The organism is Methylotenera sp. (assembly GCF_029945535.1).
Classification (GTDB): Bacteria; Pseudomonadota; Gammaproteobacteria; order Burkholderiales; family Methylophilaceae; genus Methylotenera.
Genome location: NZ_JAQSCU010000006.1, coordinates 83,406 through 102,826 on the forward strand (window position 1 = coordinate 83,406; position 19,421 = coordinate 102,826).

The 19,421-nt window shown below is 43.6% G+C and carries 16 protein-coding genes; 4 read left to right on the forward strand and 12 right to left on the reverse strand.

Features of this window, described 5'->3' with window-relative positions:
- Positions 1–8 precede the first annotated feature (8 nt).
- Positions 9–758 carry a dienelactone hydrolase family protein gene (locus tag PSU72_RS01485; RefSeq protein WP_300429962.1) on the reverse strand — a complete coding sequence of 250 codons (750 nt, stop codon included), beginning with the start codon at positions 756–758 and terminating at the stop codon, positions 9–11.
- Positions 759–930: 172 nt separating this feature from the next.
- Positions 931–1,563 (reverse strand): alternative oxidase, encoded by a 633-nt coding sequence (locus PSU72_RS01490; RefSeq protein WP_300429963.1) that lies wholly within the window; start codon positions 1,561–1,563, stop codon positions 931–933.
- Between the two features lie 323 nt (positions 1,564–1,886).
- Here PSU72_RS01490 and thiS point away from each other — a divergent pair, with 323 nt between their 5' ends.
- From thiS to PSU72_RS01510, 4 genes are all read left to right on the forward strand, one after another.
- Positions 1,887–2,102 carry a sulfur carrier protein ThiS gene (gene thiS, locus PSU72_RS01495; RefSeq protein WP_300429965.1) on the forward strand — a complete coding sequence of 72 codons (216 nt, stop codon included), beginning with the start codon at positions 1,887–1,889 and terminating at the stop codon, positions 2,100–2,102.
- Positions 2,103–2,181: 79 nt separating this feature from the next.
- Positions 2,182–2,967, forward strand: a complete 786-nt coding sequence (locus PSU72_RS01500) for a thiazole synthase (protein ID WP_300429967.1) — start codon at positions 2,182–2,184, stop codon at positions 2,965–2,967.
- Positions 2,964–3,347, forward strand: a complete 384-nt coding sequence (gene apaG, locus PSU72_RS01505; RefSeq protein ID WP_300429969.1) for a Co2+/Mg2+ efflux protein ApaG — start codon at positions 2,964–2,966, stop codon at positions 3,345–3,347. Before PSU72_RS01500 ends, apaG begins: the two co-directional genes overlap by 4 nt.
- Before the next feature lie 44 nt (positions 3,348–3,391).
- Positions 3,392–4,729, forward strand: a complete 1,338-nt coding sequence (locus PSU72_RS01510; protein WP_300430153.1) for a murein transglycosylase A — start codon at positions 3,392–3,394, stop codon at positions 4,727–4,729.
- 87 nt (positions 4,730–4,816) lie between these two features.
- On the opposite strand, the gene pqqA is transcribed toward PSU72_RS01510, so the two are convergent.
- From pqqA to PSU72_RS01560, 10 genes are all read right to left on the reverse strand, one after another.
- Complete coding sequence (gene pqqA, locus PSU72_RS01515; protein ID WP_012777389.1) at positions 4,817–4,888, reverse strand: pyrroloquinoline quinone precursor peptide PqqA; 72 nt, start codon at positions 4,886–4,888, stop codon at positions 4,817–4,819.
- 140 nt (positions 4,889–5,028) lie between these two features.
- Entirely contained in the window at positions 5,029–6,696 is a 1,668-nt protein-coding gene (locus PSU72_RS01520; protein ID WP_300429971.1) for a hypothetical protein, read from the reverse strand.
- 1 nt (position 6,697) lies between these two features.
- Positions 6,698–8,065 (reverse strand): MFS transporter, encoded by a 1,368-nt coding sequence (locus tag PSU72_RS01525; RefSeq protein WP_300429973.1) that lies wholly within the window; start codon positions 8,063–8,065, stop codon positions 6,698–6,700.
- A gap of 51 nt (positions 8,066–8,116) precedes the next feature.
- On the reverse strand, positions 8,117–9,493 hold the full coding sequence (locus PSU72_RS01530) for a DUF3999 domain-containing protein (RefSeq protein WP_300429975.1): 1,377 nt from the start codon (positions 9,491–9,493) through the stop codon (positions 8,117–8,119).
- Between the two features lie 45 nt (positions 9,494–9,538).
- On the reverse strand, positions 9,539–12,346 hold the full coding sequence (locus tag PSU72_RS01535) for a DUF2339 domain-containing protein (protein ID WP_300429976.1): 2,808 nt from the start codon (positions 12,344–12,346) through the stop codon (positions 9,539–9,541).
- A gap of 24 nt (positions 12,347–12,370) precedes the next feature.
- Entirely contained in the window at positions 12,371–13,606 is a 1,236-nt protein-coding gene (locus tag PSU72_RS01540) for an amidohydrolase family protein (RefSeq protein ID WP_300429978.1), read from the reverse strand.
- A gap of 27 nt (positions 13,607–13,633) precedes the next feature.
- The gene (locus tag PSU72_RS01545) at positions 13,634–15,259 is read right to left on the reverse strand and encodes a YiiX/YebB-like N1pC/P60 family cysteine hydrolase (protein ID WP_300429980.1); all 1,626 of its coding nucleotides are present in this window, start codon (positions 15,257–15,259) and stop codon (positions 13,634–13,636) included.
- A gap of 26 nt (positions 15,260–15,285) precedes the next feature.
- Positions 15,286–17,418, reverse strand: coding sequence for a bifunctional acyl-ACP--phospholipid O-acyltransferase/long-chain-fatty-acid--ACP ligase (aas, locus tag PSU72_RS01550; RefSeq protein WP_300429982.1), 2,133 nt, complete (start codon positions 17,416–17,418; stop codon positions 15,286–15,288).
- A 52-nt stretch (positions 17,419–17,470) separates the two neighbouring features.
- Positions 17,471–17,776 (reverse strand): ArsR family transcriptional regulator, encoded by a 306-nt coding sequence (locus PSU72_RS01555; RefSeq protein WP_300429984.1) that lies wholly within the window; start codon positions 17,774–17,776, stop codon positions 17,471–17,473.
- A 129-nt stretch (positions 17,777–17,905) separates the two neighbouring features.
- Positions 17,906–19,417, reverse strand: coding sequence for an ammonium transporter (locus PSU72_RS01560; protein ID WP_300430155.1), 1,512 nt, complete (start codon positions 19,415–19,417; stop codon positions 17,906–17,908).
- Positions 19,418–19,421: the final 4 nt, after the last annotated feature.

A 19,421-nucleotide genomic window follows, 5' to 3' on the forward strand; every position in this document is an offset into this window, starting at 1 on the left:
TATTGCGATTACATTGTTCGGCTGAACAAGTTCAACGCTAATTGGTAGCAGAGCATTGCCGTTTGAGCATCGTAACGCTCATCGCCATCACGCATAAAAGCGTGTTGTGCATTAAACTCATGCCAAGTGAACGTGAGGTTAGCTTCAGTTAGCTTGTTATACACTTGAGTTCTACCAGCGGTTGGGATGTGGTTATCTTGCTTGCCCCAAATCATCAAAAGTTCGCCTGTAATATCGCTTAGGCGCTCCATACTGTGTTGACCCGGTTTATTTGGGATGGTCATGGAATGTAAATCGGTTGCATAGAAACAAGCGGTACTTTTGATTTCTGGCTGTAGTGCTGCACGGAAAGCTAGATGGCCGCCGATACAAAAGCCCATTGCGCCAATGTTACCTTCATACCAATCCTGTTGTTTAATAAACTCAATCATGGCTTGGTTGTCTGTGTCGTAATCTTGCACATCTTTGGCAGCTTTGTCCGCATTGCCTTTATCGCGACCAGCATCGTCATATGCCAATATCGTGCCAATTGGGTTTAATTCATGAAACACTTCAGGCACCAGTACTACATAACCATGGCTAGCGATGATTTTAGCGGCACTTTCAATTGGACCAGTTTGCTGAAAAATTTCAGAATAAAACAATACAGTAGGAAACTTGCCGTCAGCACTTGGCTTGCCGCCTACAGGGCGATGAATATACGTGCGCATCACACCGGTTGCGGTATTGATGTCTGCGATTTGGCTTTGAACTTTCATTGCTTACCTTTTAAATGAGCGCGGGAATGCGCGTCTAAATGAGTGTGTAGTAAAATAATTTCGATATTGTACAACGATGAAATTCATTACGGTAAGGATGATGTTGAATAACTTGGATCAAGCACTTATGATGTTAAGACAAATGCGCCGTCATACTGACGGCTGTTTAGGATTAGCTATTGGTTAAAACATCTGCAAAATAATGGTTTACATCACGGTGATTAGCTTCGTCATCGCGCACAGCAATAATCACTTCTCTAAGCCTAGCGTTCGCATCTAGCTGCCAATAATCAATAGCAATTTGCGGCGCTGGAACATTTTCATAGGTGCCATTATCAACACCTGCTAGATATTCTGTATAGCTGTAAACTGCTTCTTCTTCAAAGTAAGCCACCAAGCGATGCGCTGTTTTAGATGAAATCAAATAAAGTAGAAAGAAAAGATTATAGAAAATACCTTGAGCCAACATAATTAAGCCGCGTTCAAATCGATTGGGCTGGGCAATGTGAATAAACGTCATTAAATGCATGCGCTCATTTTCGGCTTCATCTAAAAGTTTGCGTATCCAGCCATTATCAGGTTGCATAAGACGAATGGCTTTTAAATGCTGTAAAGCCCCAGCCACCATGCCTGGCACGGCAGCTACAGTCTCCAACACAACAGCACGATGCCCATAGCGATTGGCAAAAAAAGTATCTGCAAAGAAACGCAATATTTTGGTCATGGCTAAAGCTACGCGGTCAGAAAAGTCCTCTGGCGTATGGTGAGGTCTGGCAATAAATTGCATTTCAGTGATGTGACTCATAGTGACCACCCCCCCCAAATAATTGAAGAATCATTTTATACCGGATGCGCACCAATCTATTCATGATATTTAACCCAGAAAAATAGTGTTATTCGATTTTTATCATTAACTATAATCAAGACTGGCAGGGAGTCATTTTGTTCAGTCCGTAGGCGATAAGTTTTTAGGTTCCAGTATGATTTCATCCTGAGTGATAACAACGGTACGCTAAAATAGTAGAGATAAGGTTTGCTATACGGGCTACTAATTTCGTAAAATGATGTTTTATAATGTAATTATTTTATGCTGCGCATAAATTTTTACTTCTTGCTAAAGTACACGCTATGTCAGTCACGATACAAATCATTATCAACGGTAAGCCACGCAGTTTTGATGCGGAAAATTTCACAGTAGCGCAATTGGTGGTTAATCTAAATTTAGAAGGTAAGCGCCTCGCTATTGAATGTAATGGTGAAATAGTGCCGCGCAGTCAGTTTGCAGATACACGGTTGGCAGATGGCGATAAGTTGGAAATAGTCGGTGCGGTAGGTGGCGGTTAGGGTCGAAAAAGACTTAGGTCGGACTTGAGATTAAGACGCTGCGTTAACCACTAAACTACAATGTTAAAAGGATAAAAAATTGTTAGACTTATTAAAAATTGCAGGTAAAAGCTATCAATCCCGCTTATTAGTGGGCACTGGTAAATACGCAGATTTCGCGCAAACACGTGCGGCGATTGATGCTAGCGGTGCAGAAATTATCACGGTGGCGATACGTCGTACTAACATTGGACAGAATGCTGGCGAGCCTTCTTTGTTGGATTTTTTACCACCAGAAGAATTTACTTATCTGCCGAATACTGCGGGTTGTTATTCTGCAGATGACGCCGTGCGTACCTTGCGCTTAGCACGTGAGTTGTTAGATGGTCACAAATTGGTGAAACTAGAAGTATTAGGAGATCCTAATACCTTGTATCCGAACATGATAGAAACGCTCGCGGCGGCAAAAACATTGGTAAAAGATGGTTTTGACGTGATGGTGTATTGTTCTGATGACCCTATCATTGCCAAGCAGTTAGAAGAAATTGGTTGTTGTGCTGTGATGCCATTAGCGTCTTTAATCGGCTCTGGCATGGGCATTTTAAACCCATGGAATCTGCAAATCATCATTGCTAATGCTCAAATCCCAGTGCTGGTGGATGCTGGCGTGGGCACGGCTTCTGATGCGGCGATTGCCATGGAGCTGGGTTGTCAGGGTGTGTTGATGAATACCGCTATTGCCGCAGCGCGAGATCCTGTGTTGATGGCATCCGCCATGAAAAAAGCGGTTGAAGCAGGGCGTGAAGCTTATTTAGCTGGCCGTATGCCTAAAAAACTATACTCAGCTAGCCCAAGCTCACCATCTGAAGGTTTGATTACAAAATGACCACAGATAAGCATTACGAATGCACCGTCACGGTTGAAACGGAATTTCTTGCAGATCAATCAGATATTGCACGAAATCGCTACGCGTTTGCTTACCACGTTAAAATCGCTAACACTGGTAATGTTGCGGCGCAGTTAATTAGCCGTCATTGGATAATTCAAGAGGCGAATGGTGAGCAGCAGGAGGTCAAAGGTTTAGGTGTAGTTGGTGCACAGCCTTTATTGAATCCGAATGAACATTTTGAATATACCAGCGGCACAGTATTGAGTACGCCCATGGGTGAAATGCATGGCACTTATCAAATGGTGGCAGATGACGGTACGCAGTTTGATGTTGTGATTCCACCATTTACCCTTGATATGCCTAGAGTTTTGCATTAGTGCTTAATTTCTCGTTTAATCTCTAAAGTGATGACAATCAATTGATAAAAAGAATTACAGCACTTATTTTGGTGGCGTTTATTAGCGGTGGTCTTACTGCATGTGCAAGTAAAAGTCCAAAAGCAAGCCCACCCACTAAGCCAATTGCTAAGTGCGACTGTAGCCCCAATAAAAATGCTGTAAAGGCATTGCCTGATACTAGCCCTGTACAAATTGTTGAGCCTGATAGACCGTTAATAGATGCTAAGCCCACGGATGTAAAACCCACAGATGTAAAGCCTGCTGACTCTAAAATCGCTGACTACGGTTTATTAAAACCCGCGTTATGGGAAGAGGTAGATGGCTTAGGTCAAAGTAAACAAAATTTATCTGATTTGAGCCTATCTTGGCCAGCTTGGATGCAAAGTTGCAGTACCCTTATCAATAAACCTATGTGGCAAAGAGTCTGTAATGCTGCCACGCAACTTAATAGCCAAACAGCCAATAAGCCTAATTCAGAAGCTATACTTGCCTATTTCAAACAAAATTTCTCGGTTTATAAAACGACCAATATTGATGGTACTGATAGCGGCCTAATCACAGGCTATTACGAGCCAATACTAAGAGGCAGTCGTTTTAAATCTGCCAAATATCCTAATCCCTTATACCAAGTGCCAACTGATTTGGTGACGGTCGAGCTGGATAGCTTGTTCCCAGAGCTGAAATACAAGCGTGTACGTGGTCGATTGGTGGGAAATAAATTAGTACCCTATTACAATCGTGCTGACATTGAGTCAGATGCTGCACCGTTAAAAGGCCGTGAGTTTATGTACATAGATGACATCATTGATGTTTTTTATTTACAAGTGCAAGGCTCAGGGCTAGTGCAGTTAGAAAGTGGTGAGCAAGTGCATGTGGGCTATGCAGACCAAAATGGAATGACTTATAACTCTATTGGGCGCTTACTAGTAGAACGTGGTGAGTTGACCATGGCTAATGCCTCTATGAATGGCATTAAAAATTGGGCGCGCAATAACCCAGCCAAGCTACGCGAATTACTGAATAGCAATCCCAGCTACGTATTCTTTAGAGAGCTGCCCGCGGGCTTGCCAGGCCCATTGGGAGCGCTGGGCGTGCCTATTCTAGCTGAACGCGTTGTGGCTATAGATCCAAAATATGTGCCGTTAGGCGCGCCGGTATTTTTATCTACCACGGAGCCGAACAGTTCTAAGCCGCTAAAGCGTTTGATGATGGCGCAAGATACAGGCGGTGCGATTAAAGGTGGCGTGCGCGCTGACTTCTATTGGGGTGATGGCAATGAAGCAGGTGCCAAGGCCGGTGCCATGAAGCAAGCAGGCAAGATTTGGGTATTTTTACCGAAAGAATTTGTGATTAATAAGTAAGAATTTGAATCATTCAATGCATACGGTAGATAACAAAAAAGGGTGCATAAAGCACCCTTTTGCATAAGCCTGAGCTTATTATTTAAACTATTTATTCATTACGTACATTGTAACTTCGAAACCAAAACGCATTTCTGTAGCTGCTGGTGTTGTCCACATAATAATTCTCCTTTTTAGTTTAATTTCGCATCGCATTTCTGCTTAACGTGTTGCTACTATAAGCCTGTGTTGAATTAATAGTATGACTAGAGTCATGAATGTCAGCTAATGAAATTCATTAGATTTATATTAGCTGACGACTAGTTTGCAGCGCTGCGCTTCAGCAGTTTGCGTCTTATCCAAGCCAATCCACCCATAATAAATATTAATACAGCAGCTACTGGTAATGGTAGTAATGATGGTGACGCTAACTTTAAAGCAGCACCATCTTTAAGTGCCTCAGGAAGAGGATTTGGCGTGGTTGGTATGATCTTCCATTGGCTGCGGTCAGCAGGTGCCTGATGCATGTATTGATCAAAGCTATACACAGGTGCTAAACCAAAAGCGCGGCTTGAGGGAATTTGCGGAATACGTACAAAGTAAATCGCTTCAATATCTTCGCCAATTTGGCGCGTAAAAGGTGTAGTTGGGTTATGGTCTGTGTAAAGCTTGCTTGACCATTGATTGGCGCCTAGTAATAGATCTTCACCAATTGCATCAAACGTCACCGCTGGAAAAAGACGCGTAGTTTCGGTGTTGAGATAATCATAAATCGCACGGCCTTTGCTTAGGCTCATTTCTGTGGCGCTCACGTAAAAGTAAGCTGCGGTGGCTTTAAGTAGGCTTTCTACACCACGGGTTGGGATGTTCCAACCTAGGGCGCGTAAAGCATCAATGCTGATACCCGCACAGTTATTACGTGAGTGTTCATAAACCAAATCATTGCGATAAAAATGCGTAAAGGTTTTATTGATAGCTGCTTGGAATTGTGTAGGAACTTTGTACGTTTTTAACACCGCGACCAACATATAAGATGGACGATAATAACTTTGCCCACTATTTAAGTCTGCTAGGTATTTATCCATTGGTGTCACGGCGGCAATAATGCCTTTTTCACTATTGGATGCGAGATTATAAAAGTTATTCACCAACCATCGCGAGTAATCGCCACTGTGTTCCATGCGACCAGTTACCACCGCAAAGTGGCCGCCGTGCGCTTCGTCATCATCACCTTGCGCACCGTTAAGCAAGAACCCAATGACGGCTTTGCCAGCCAGTTGCCTTGGTTCATTTTCAGTAGGAAGCGCGTTTTTGGCCCATAACAAACGACTTTCATACGCACTTTTAGCGCCACCATTTTCAAATTGCACTAAAGACTTTAAGCTCTCTTCTTTTTGTAATGGCTTAAGCTGCCCTAATAGATCTATTTTATAATCCTCAGGCCAAATAGTGTGTGCTGTAATCCATAACGGCTGAGTGTATTTAGAAGTTTTGCCTGCAAAATCTAATGCTTCATTAGACCAATTGCCGCGAATTCTTACACTACGCTGACTAAAAAATTGTAATGTGCTGTCATTCCAGTAAGATAAATTAGTGGCAATTTTAGGCGCAAGACGCAGGCTCATGTCTTGGCTACCACTGGCTTGAACTTGCTTGCCATTTTCAGTCAATACGGCATCGGTCACCACACCTTCCGCCCCAACCCAAATCAATGGTGGTAAATCCTTAACCGCCATATTTTCATCTGTGGAGTCAGCATCCCAGAACCATTTTTTGACGACAATTTTTTCTTTATTAAAATACCAAAACATTTGTCCGGGGCTATCTGCCGCACAGCTTTCTGTGCATGACTGCCCCGTAGTCAGTGCCATGCTGTTTTCAGGGTAAAGCCCTAATTTTTCATCTTCGGCATCAAAATTTAGTGCAAAAACATGTGTGCTGGCCAATAACAAACTGGATGAAAGTAACGTCTGATTGATTTTATGCATGTTATTTAGCTAATTTAATCCATGCCATAAATGTTTTGAAATATTCAGGTTGGCGAATACACAGGTAGATAGTCACCAATACATTAAGCAATGCGGTGGCTAAAAATAACTGTGGAATATTAAGACCTTTACCGAGCAAGAGAATAGAGAAGCCCGCTGAAACCACCATAAACAAGGCATTCAAAATATTATTAGCAGCAATTACGCGGGATTGATGGCTTTTTTCAGCGCGTGATTGAATTAGGGCGTATAGGGGGACGATATAAAGCCCGCCAAAGAAACCTGTTAAGGCAATATCAGCCAACAAGCGCCAGCGTGCCACGGACTCATGGTTAAAACTGTATACATCAGGGTTGTAAGCATGGCTGTAGGTGATAAATGATTTGTAATCGAACATGGCTTTAAGATTTACAGTTTCATGCAGGTAAGTGCTAGAAAAGTATAAATCAGCGCCAAATATAGTGAGTCCGATGGCGCCGAATACCACCAATCCCACTTCTAACTTCCCTTTGGATAGCTTTTCGCACATGAGTGAACCAATGCCGATGCCGATTGAGAAAATAGACAGCAGTAAAATAAAAACACTTTCATCGCCTAGCAAGATGTCTTTTGCAAAATTTGGGAATTGCGCTAATAAAGTTGCGCCGTAAAACCAGAACCAAGAAATACCAACAATCGCTAGCCATATGGTTTGGTCTGCCCAAATAAATTTAATGTTTTTTACCGTTTCGGTGATGGGGTTCCAATTGATTTTGAGGTTAGCGTCCGCGGCAGGGGAGGTGGGTATGCCTCGGCTACTAAAGTAACCTAAAAAGCCAATGGCAATAATGGCGATACTGGTAAATAGCTCGTGATGTGCAACGGTGGCAAGTGATGCGCCTAATACTTGGCCTAACAAAATTGCTACGAAACTACCCATTTCCACCATGCCATTGCCGCCTATGAGTTCCGCTTCTTTTAGATGCTGTGGCAGGTAAGAATATTTAACTGGGCCGAATATGGTTGAATGCATGCCCATCATGAATAAGGCTGCGGCTAGCAGCCAGATGTTATGCAAAAAGAATCCAGCGCTGGCGAAAGTCATAATCCCTATTTCAAATATTTTTACATACCGAATGATTTGCGACTTCTCGAATTTATCGGCGATTTGCCCCGCGGTGGCGGAGAATAGAAAGAACGGCAAAATAAATAACCCTGGCAGCAAAGTGGCGAGTGTTGCACCATCTATGCTACTCAGGCTTGAAGCATGAAAAGCCACCAGTGTAATGAGCGCGGTTTTAAATACGTTATCGTTAAATGCGCCTAAAAACTGTGTAAAAAAGAATGGTCGAAAACGCTGCTCACTCATTAATGTGAATTGATTACTCATGGATTGATTCCTATTTTCTAGTTTTTATTTGAATACTTTATTTGGACGTATCTATTCTTTAGTATCAGTTTTAAGTAATGAAAATGCCATGCCAGCCAATAGCAGCACGCCTAAAAATAAACCACCCCATAGCAGCCAGCGTTTGTAGTCAATAGGTGCAGTCCAAGTGTTTGCTTGTTCAGTTGTTGTGTTGTTAGTACTCACTTCTAATGTAAGGCCTGCATTTGCTAGAGTTTGGATTTTCTCAATTTTGTATTCCGGAATTAAGCTAGCGATTGAAACGTTGTTAACAATGCTAGGTTTTTCACCAACATGGAGTGTGAAGGGTGCTTGTCCGCGTGCGTTCCATACCACAGTGGATGGTAGCCAGCCTAAAGATAAACTTGGGTTCTCTGCGCCGATACCGCCGCTTGCCTGGTTGAATTGCAGGCGCCAATAACGAGCAGCAGTTGGCGATAAAACTACGTCAGGGCTAGTGAAAGTTTTGCCTTGTTGCATCAGGCGATACACCGATGCGCTTGTGAGGTATTCCCAAGGCTCGTTGGTATTGTTACGCACCTGTATGGTTGCATTGGTAATCGTGTTATTTTGCGGTAGTTTGACATGCAAGTAACTTGCAGGAAAATGTCCGGAAGATTCGAAATCGATATTCACTAAGCCATTTTTAGTGTCTTCGCTGCGTTCGATAAATTGAATTGTTTGCAGCACTAGTTGAGGTGCGATGCTTTGCACTTTGCTGTATTCCGCATTGGCTTTTGTGAGGTTAAAGCTGGAGCTACTTGGATCCGTGGCGCGAATTTGTAAATAGCGTGCTTCGGTTGGGCTATCTAGCGAAATGGTATTTTGTAATAGACTATTGTTGGCATTAACAGTTTTGAGTAATACGGCATTTCCTGCATGCGACCAGCTTTGTAAATCGTTACTAATCAGCACTTCTAACGTGAGCAACTTGCCGTCCACGCCTTGCCAATCAACTGAAATAGTCTCTAAAGGCGCATGTTTTTTGCCAGCATCTAGCAGATAAATGGCATTGGTTTTTTTGCTAGCCGCAGCTTCGCCGTCGCTTGAAACAATATCAAGTGAAGTATTGCCTGCACCTTTCTGTAAATGAATACGTAACTCGTTTGGGTTGCCCAGCGCACTTTCTTTAATCGGATAAATAATCAGCGGCTTGCTGTCTTGGTGCGTTGTGGTTTGTGGATGTAAATCCTCATAAGGCATTAGCGCATATGGCACTTGTTCGCCTGACGCGTTTTGTATGGTCAGGTCTTGCAGTGTGCTGCTGTGCGTGTATTGATAGACCTCTTTGCTGATATTGGTTTGGTAAAATGGCTCGTTACCATTGGCATCTAACTTAAAGTTGGCAGCCATTGCGGATGGCGTAAGCACAACGAGCAAGCCAGCAATCATGAGTTTAGTTTTTTTCATGGCTATATCCTTTTTGAGTCTGTTCTTATTTTTAGATTTCTATTTTTAAGCGGTATGAAGTTCTTTTTTAACTGGCGGTAGTGGCGCAAAATAACCCATCACCAGCAACATCAAACCTGCACCTATGAACGAAGCGATGCGTTCAACCGAGCCATGTTGTGATAAATCGAGCAAGAATAATTTAGCCACCACTAAGCCCATTAATGCTGCGCCAACAATCCAAATTTGGCGTTGACCACGTTTATGTGCAAGCAGCATGAGTGCGAAGGCTGTGATGCCCCACAAGAATGTGAACGACATTTGCACGGTAGAGTTGGTGAATATTGACGCCCATTCGAATGGCGTGCCTACCCAATGATGCAGCGTGCGCAACAATATACCATTGAGCAAGGTAAAGCCCATGAGGCTAGGTATTACAGGCATCATGCTTTGCAGCTTGCCTAAATGTTTATACACACCGCGATGCCAGATGAATAACAATAGTAGTACGGCGGCTAAGGTAATATCTAGCGGATTAATAAGCGGCACATAAGGCAATGGCGCTGCGTTGCCGCTTGAGTTAAGCGACATGAACATAAACCAACCGATTAGTGACGCAACTAGTGGCACGCAGCCAATCCAAGCCCAAGTGTGGGCGCTGCTTAGTTGCTCACTAGTAAGCGCACTCTTTTTAGCGAACTGCCAGCGTGTGATGCCCAATACAATGGCAATTGGAATGATTGCCCAGCCAATGTCTTTCCAAACGTTGGATTCTTGCACATATAGCCCAAGCTGATATTGCCATTCCATCACGCCAACAATTGCACCTATCCATAACAATGGTGCGCGTAAAAACGAGCCATTTGGAATATGGTCACGTTTAATCAGCCAGATGTATGCGGCAAAAGCTCCAATCCAGCTGTAAGCACCGAAGTAGGCAAATGGGTGTTTGTTATCAAACGCAGCTAAGAATAACTCCCAAAGTAGGGTGATTGCCATGGCTGGCATTAATAGCAGGCTAAATTTCGCAAGTTTCTCCCATCTAAAAAAGCGCGAAACAAATGGCAACAACACGCTAGTGATGGCGATAAATGCGAGGCTTGCATGCATGAATAAGTCTTTATCTAACAACTCATCAACGGCAGTTAAGCCCGATGACACCCACCATAACCAGCCCCACAAAGCTAACAGTGTGGTCAGTAATGAGAACTTTTCAGGACGTAATTTATTCCACAAAGCACCACATGCCCAGCCAGAAAGCGCGATAAATCCAACGCCTAAATACATATTTTGGTTAGTCACTCCTGTGTAACCAGTAAGTCCCCAGCCCTTAATAAAGGCTAAGGCTGCGAGTATTTGTAAGGCAAGACCTGACAAAGTCGGGAATGTGCGATTTTGACGTAAACCCACCCATAACAAGCCCACACCTTCAACAGCCCAAGCGGCAGACGTCCAGCGACCATCTAACGCTAATGGTAAAGTCAGCGTGATGAAGCCTATGCCTAGTGCTAAAAAGCATTCACCCAAGAATTTCAGCGTTTCGAGTTTATGCTTTAGCACCCACCAAGCTAAACCTGTATAGAACACACCAAGTGCTAACGCGCTGTAAGCAAGGCCGAAATGTGAATCTCTCAGCAAAGCATATTGCAGACTAAACGCGACTAATGGTGTGCCAAAGACTAAAGTAGCGTCTACATAATCACTCGCTTTTGCCGCTTGGCGATGGGCGAATAACACTGCAATGCCTGTGAACAACAGGAAGAAAATAATTAGGAATGGCTCGGTGGTGGCAAAGTTGTCTGGCACGTAGTTTTTCGCACCCCACAAAGTGCCAATGACAAACGTGAAAGCCCAACCAAGCACGTTTAGTGGGCGCCAGCTCTTATTGAATGCAACATAAGCAATCGCCAAATTTAGCACTAGGTAATAGCTAAACAACGCCACATGGCTACCATGCCCAGTTGAGGTAAGTACAGGCGCTAAAAAGCCGCCTGCAAAGCCGAGTACGGCGAGTGGCATGGCAGATTGCTTGACCGCGATGAATGCTGAAAGAAATGCGATTGCAACCAGCAATGGAAAAGCAGCGCCTGCAGGTATTAATTGATACAGCTTCAATGCGGCAAAAATCGTGAGGTATAAAATGCCGATACCACCACCTTGTAAAGCCCATGAGTACTCAGTGCGTTTGTCGCGCAAGCGCCAGCCGACTACCAGTAAAGCAATGCCGCCTAAAGCAACCGCGGCTAAACGTAACTCAATAGGAATAAAGCCATTATCAACCGCAAGTTTGAGTAAAAAGCTAATGCCGATAAACAAAATCACGATGCCAGAACGCACGAGCGTGTTGCCGCCAAATAGCCAATCTTTTGCAGCGGTAATACCATTTTCAAGAAAGTTAGGCTCGGCTAGTTTAATTGGGGGTCTTGTGATGGTTTTTGGCGCAGCAGAACTTGTGGTCGAAGCGCTGACTCGTTTGATAGAGATTTCTTGAGCGCCTGCTGCGTGAATGTTTGGTTTTACAGAAGCCAAAGCTTGCTCAGTTAAGTCGTTATCAGAGCTTGTATTGAGGGTTGTTGAGGCACTCGTTTCAATCGCAGACTCAGCCACTGGCTCAATGATCATACTAGGCACCTCTGCTTTAAGTGCAGCAATTGGCAGCGACGTGTTCTGTTGCTGGTTTTCCACAAATTTTTTTAGGGTATCCAGTCGCGTGCTTAATCGAGTGATTTCAAGGCTTAACTTTTCAGTTTCTCGCTCAACTTCTTTAATCTTGGTGTCTTTATTGTTGGACGAGAATAGTGAGAAAAAGCCCGTTATGCCGCCAATTGTGACGACTATCCCCAATAATCCCAGCATTAAAAATAATGATTCCATGACGCTCCCCCTTTGCTTTTCTTGTTATGCTTTTGTTTTAATTAATTCTGTATCAAAAACTCTTCTTGTTTCAAAAGTCTCTTTTGAAAATCCTACACCCTGCCATTGAATTAAACGTTTTAAAGCAAAATCAAACATTAGCGGATTGTAATTGCGTAATGCCTTTAAAAATAATAAATGTGACTCTTCCAGCAACCCCTCTCGGTATAGCTGCTTGGTGGAAACAAGTGGCAATATGGCGGGCAACGGATAATCAGTGCCATTGAGCAAGCGTCCGTGCCAATCTGAGCGTGATAGAAGAGGCTTAATAACCCACGCATGATTAAATAAGGTGATTGCGGAAATTTCGCCGAATACTAAATGTTGATAAGCGGTTGTATCCATCATGCGAGTAAACAAATCAAAACTTTTTACTGTTTTATTCTGATTGTCTAAGTCATCGTCATAACCATCACTTGCGAAGTGAGCGAGTACCACGCGCACGCCAGAGTCTAGCGCTGTGCGCATTTTCAACGGATTACCAAAAGCCTGGTTACCGACTTTTACTGCACTTTCGCGGCCTGTGTGACTAATGATGGGCATATCTAAATCATGCAACTTTTGGTAAAACTTAGCGCATTTAGGCGATGCTGGGTCTATATTCATACCTGTAGGCAGCCACTTAATGGCGCAAGCACCTTCGCTGTGAGCTTTTTCTAGTGCATCTATAGCATCTGGACGATATGGGTGAATCGAAGCGACACATTCAAAATACTGTGGATATTGATTAGCGATTTTTGCCGCATATTCATTAGGCACATGAAATATAGAACTTTTACTATCAGCCACACCTTGCTCATCGCGAAACCAATCAAAGGCAAACAGCATGGTTTTATAACCGTGTGGCATCTCGCTCGCCAATTGCGTCATGCGCCTTACAAAACTGGCATCTTCATTATGCTCAACGATGCAGCCACCATTCATATAAAAATTCTTTTGCACTTTTAAAATCGGGTGCATCCAGCTTTCCATATTAGGGTTAAACCATGCACCACTGCCACTATCGCCCGCTCCCATGATATGGGCATGGCAATCCCACACTTGGCTTGCGTCAATGCCTGCCCAAATTTGTGCCATCAGTGGGTGATTTTTTAACTCGTCTGGCAGACCAGATAAACATGGGTTGGTGAATCCAGATTCAGGCCAAAGTCTGATGCCCGCAACGGCGCTGGTTGATAGGCCAAGTGCCGCTGTGCTAAGTAAAAACTGTCTGCGATTCATGTGGTTTTGAAGTTAAGCTAAGAGCTTTTATAGAAAGCCAGTAAAAGACGCACGCACGCTGGGGCGATTGTCTTCGCCTGGCATCGACTTGCCTTTCACTAACTTTTCATACAAGGCTAAGCCATTCTCATCTAGTTTGCTGTCGCTGCCATTGTCAAACACCAGCTTGCCATCATGACCGAATAACACTAGTTGCAAAGGGTCGGCCTCAGTAGCGCCTGCTCGTAAAGCAATGTCGTCTGGCGTTATGGCAAAGCTGCCGAGTACATTCTTAGTGACAAAATCTACCTGCGGATAGGCGATGTAAACTAGCTCGGAACAGACGATAGTATCGGTAGTGTTGACGTCAAAATTAAAGTCATATTTCTTACCTAAGTTCCCTAACGCAAGTTCTACTGCTTCTAGTCGATCTGCCAGAGTGAGATTTTTAGGGCGCAAAATCGCCACGTCATCCACATTCATAAAGTCTTGCAGTTTATTAAGCTGCACGCCGTTTCTTAAAGCTTCAACTACGCCGCGACCTTCAGTGATTTTAGCTAGATTTTTTTGCACTATAGGTAAATCTAGTGCGTTCATTTCACGAAGCTGATCGGCTGTGCCTATGTAAATCGCTGCATGACCAAAATGACCTGGGATACTTTTGTCTGTGAGTGTGAAAGGAGTTTTCTCAAGCAAAATATCGCCAGGCTGTAATTGTGCCAGCATGTTTTTCAACATTACAGCATCATCCTTAAGCTTGCCAGCACGCCAGCGCACTATGCCCATGGTATTGCCAACTAGTTTGGAGCTGGTAAATTTGATTTTATTTAAACCGCGCCCTGACAAATCAACCGCGCCACCTGCAGCTTTCACGGGTAAAGTGAAAATTTCTTTAAACACATTGCCGCCCTTTAAGCCTTTAATCATCGGGCTTTGCGCAACTTCGCGATATAGCGATTGAATAGAAGGCGAGCTCTGGCTTATTTGCAGCTCAATTTCAGATTTATTATCTGCAAAGAAACGTACAGCATCGTTAAACGTTTTCCGATATTCAGGGTTGTTAGAGCGCACGGTTGACGAGTCATAAAAACCTTCTGGTATACCGAATTCTGGGTAACCCTCGTTGAGTTTATTGCGTTGTAAATGATTGTTATCCAAGGCTTCATGCATTTCTTTGCTATTTTCAAACAAGGTCACCGCGGCTGACATAGCAATCACGATTTCAGTCACGCGTGCTTTATCGTCAATTTCATTATCCACGCGATATAACGCACTTCTATGTGATAAAGCTTGTTTGAATAGGTTATTGCGTAACTCATGTGCCTCAGAAAGTGCTTTTGCCACGCGCAAGGCATAAGCGGAAGGTAGTGCGCCGTGATGCTTTTTTATCGCCTGATTAGACTCATCCACAAAATGTGGCAGTTGTTCACGCAGTTTTTTTGATTGATCTATTAGCGTTAAAACTTGCAGCGCGTCTTGCTCAAAATAAGAGGGATTACTTAATTTTTGGATTGGACTGTTAGGGTTTATAAGGCTGCTGTCTGGATTGGCTGCACCTTCAGTTGAGTTGGTCGCGTAAGCAGGAGTAGCCAATAGCAGCGATAGGCAAAGAACATGAAAAATCTTTTTGTTAGATGCGGTTATTTTTTTGAGCGTCGTTTTATTGTATTTCAATTGAAAGTCCCCGATTGAGTGCTTATTTAAGCGGCTTCTGCCATTTTTTTAAGTGTGACGTAATCTGTTTTACCTGTGCCAAGTAATGGCAATTCTTCTACATGAATGATTTTGCGAGCAATGGCAATTTCTGGACTGCCTAAATTTTTAGCCACTATTTGTAAGTCTTCGCGCTTTAATTCAGGGTCAGATGTAAATAGAACAATGTTCTCACCGCGCTGAACATCGGTTTGCGTACTTGCTGCGTGCTGATGCTCTGGTGCGGCAGTGCATGCGATCTTCTCAACCACTTCAAGCGAGACCATTTCCCCAGCTACTTTTGCAAAGCGTTTTACGCGTCCTTTAATATGTATAAATCCTTGAGCGTCAACATCTACAATATCGCCAGTGTTGTACCAGCCATCTTCAGGTGGAATGAGTACGCCAGGGTTATCGAATAAATAATAACCCTTCATGACATTTTCGCCTTTCACATGTAGCAAGCCGCCCGAGTCAATACCTGGTATCGACTCAAGTTTGTGTTCCATGCCTGGCACGAACTGGCCAACACTGCCGTTTAAGTTGGCCATTGGCGTATTAGCCGAAAGTACTGGTGCGCATTCTGTTGCGCCATAGCCTTCTAAAATGCGAATACCGAATTTTTCCGTGTAAGTTTTGCGGACTTCTTCATTAAGCTTTTCTGCGCCCGCCACCACGATTCTCAGTTTGTAGAAGTCATATGGGTGTGCGAATTTGGCGTAGTTACCTAAGAACGTACTAGTGGCAAAAAACACGGTACAGCCACGGTCATAAATCACTTCTGGGATGACTTTGTATTGTAACGGTGATGGGAAAAGATGAATTTTGATGCCATTAAGCACCGGTAATAATGAGCCAGTAAAACCAAAAGCATGGAATATCGGCAACACCATCATGAATTTGTCTGTTGGGCTAAAATCTAAAATGGCCATGATTTGCGACATGTTAGACAGCAGGCTTTTATGGGAATGCACCACGCCTTTTGGTTTGCCTTCAGAGCCTGATGTAAATAAGACCACAGCAGGCTCATCTGGCTTATTCACTTCCATGGCAGCGCGTGGGTAATGCAGCGCATAGCCCACCAGCCAAGCACGATCGACTACGGTAAAATCCGCACGTAAATCTTCTAAATATAGTACTTTTAGATTTTTAAGTTCAGCAATGACGCTTTCTAATTTAGCCGTTTCAATAAACTTATGTGAGGTAATGATGGTTTTTATATTGGCCGCGATACATGCGTTTTGCATGCCTGAAGTGCCTGATGTGTAATTAATCATGGCGGGTACACGGTTGAATGCGGTCATACCTAAAATGAGTGCGATCGTGTTGGTGATGTTAGGCATCAGCACGCCCACTGTTTCGTTAGCGCTGCTCACTTTAGTCACGATGCGACCTAAAGCAAGACTCTTTTTGAGTAAATCTTGATAAGTTTCTTCCGTCTCATTCAGATCTTCAATGAGCTTGTAGTTGCTGCCAAATTTATCAACGGCGTCTAAAAAAGATTCAAATAATGTGCGGCTTTTTTGCGCTTGGAATAACATTTTTTGCATGACGCTACGCATACCCTCGCCGGCGATGCGGCGGCGTTGCTTGCCTGTTGGGAAGCCGTAATGGGTGGCTTTAGGCATGGCGATACTTGTAGTCGGCATCACAGTAAGCGTGACTTTTGGTAACAATCTTCTTGGATGGTGATTTGTTAAACGTCCAAAATAAGACTCAGCCGCGCCATCAATACGCACTGGCAGAATAGATGCGCCTGTTTTTGCCGCCACAAAACCGGGGCCGTCATAAACCTTCATTAAATTGCCAGTTAAGGTGATGCGGCCTTCTGGGAAAATCACTACATTTTCGCCAGTTTCCAGCAGTTTAATCACTTTTTTCATGGCTAGTGGGCTGGTTGGGTCTACTGCCAAATGGGGTGTTAAGCGTAAAGCTTGTCTAAACGTCCATTTCTTTAGCACTGAAGTGTGTACAACGAAAGTTGCCCTTTTAGGTAAAAATAAGCCAAGTAATAAGCCGTCTAAAAAGGATTCGTGATTGGCGACGATGAGCAGTCTATTTTCGGCTGGCACATTCTCTAACCCGCGCACTTCAACACGAAACAGAATTTTGCAAATAAATCGTAATATATTGACCAACATTTCAGCTCTCCCAGCTTGAGTTGCTATCACTAATAGTGATAATTATTTTTCTTTATATTTCGGTTTCAATATAATGCAATACGCCTTTTATAGCGCTAGTGATTAGGTTTTTATTCACCCAAAAATATACTTCTTTACCAATTTTTTCACTTTGCAGCGCACCGCTTTGATGCAGAATTTTTAGGTGATGCGTCACCGCTGTTCGGCTTAATGTAGAGGCTGCTGCAATTTGCAAAATATTGAGTCGCTCTTCTTTTTCAAATGCCAATAGAATGCGCTGTCTATGCGCATCACCTAGCGCAATAAACAGATGCGCGATATTTTGCCATTCGTCAGGAATCGTTGTGATTTTCTTCATAACTATATAATTAGTTATTTAGTTTTATATGTCAAGTGGTTTTATAATTTTTTACAGAAGTAGTATAAATAAAAACGGGCACCTAGGTGCCCGTTTTTAAATTACTAGCTTACTAATTAAACATATTGCTTATGCGTGATATGCACGTTCGCCATGTTCAGTAGTATCTAAGCCTTCACGCTCAGACTCTTCAGAAACACGTAGACCGATTAACACATCCACAATTTTGAAAGCGATGAATGACACAACTGCAGAAACTACGATTGCTGTCACAACTGCGTAAATCTGTGCAGTCATTTGAGCAGCGAAGTCATAAGTGCCTACAGCGTTTGCAACGTAGTCATATACGCCCATACCACCTAGTGCTGGGTTAACAAGCACACCAGTAGCTAACGCACCGAATACACCACCAATAGCATGTACACCAAATACGTCTAATGCATCATCGTAGCCAAACATGTATTTCACTTTAGCAACCATGAAGTAGCAGATTGGTGAAACAAGCAGGCCGATAACAATTGCGCCCATAGGGCCTACAAAGCCGCAAGCAGGTGTAATTGCAACCAAACCAGCAACTGCACCAGAAGCCGCACCTAACATTGATGGTTTGCCTTTGATGAACCACTCAGAAAATGCCCATGACAATGTAGCTGCACCAGTTGCAATCATCGTGTTCACTAAAGCTAAAGCTGCATAACCGTTAGCCTCTAAGTTAGAGCCAGCGTTGAAGCCGAACCAACCTACCCACAGTAAGGCTGCACCAACCATCGTTAATGTCAAGCTGTGAGGAGCCATAGACTCTTTACCGTAACCGATACGTTTACCAACCATGATTGCACCAACTAAACCAGCAACACCAGCGTTGATGTGAACTACTGTACCACCTGCAAAGTCGATTGCACCTTTAGCCCATAACCAACCTGCGTTAGCAATAACAGTTTTAAGTGACTCAGCATCAGTAATAGCATCAGGACCGTCCCAGTACCAAACCATATGAGCCATTGGTAAGTATGAGAATGTGAACCACAACACCATAAATGCCAAGATGGCAGAGAACTTCATACGCTCAGCAAAAGCACCGATAATCAACGCAGGTGTGATGGCCGCAAACGTTAGTTGGAAAGCAACGAACACTAATTCAGGAATAACAACACCTTTGCTGAATGTAGCGCCCACTGAATCAGGTGTAATGCCAAACAAGAAGGCTTTACCTAAGCCGCCAAAGAATGGATTGCCGCCCGTGAACGCAACGCTGTAGCCGTAAATAGCCCAGAGTACGCCCATGAAAGAGAAGATCATGAAGGTTTGCATTAAGACTGACAACATATTTTTCTGGCGAACTAAGCCACCATAAAACAAACCTAAGCCAGGGATTGCCATTAGTGTTACCAGAATGGTTGCTAGTAACATCCAAGCAGTGTCGCCCTTGTTTGGCACAGGTGCGGGTGCTGCTGCAACTGCAGGAGCCGCTTCTGGTGCTGCAACCGCAGCCGTTGGTTCAGCAGCAGGTGCTGTTGCCTCTGGCATTGCCGCTACTGGTGCTGCATCAGCCGCTGGAGCAGCATCTTCAGCAAATGTGTTTGCTGTAAAACCAAATCCAAGTGCCGTGACTAAAGCAAACATCGAGAGTAATTTTTTCATCATG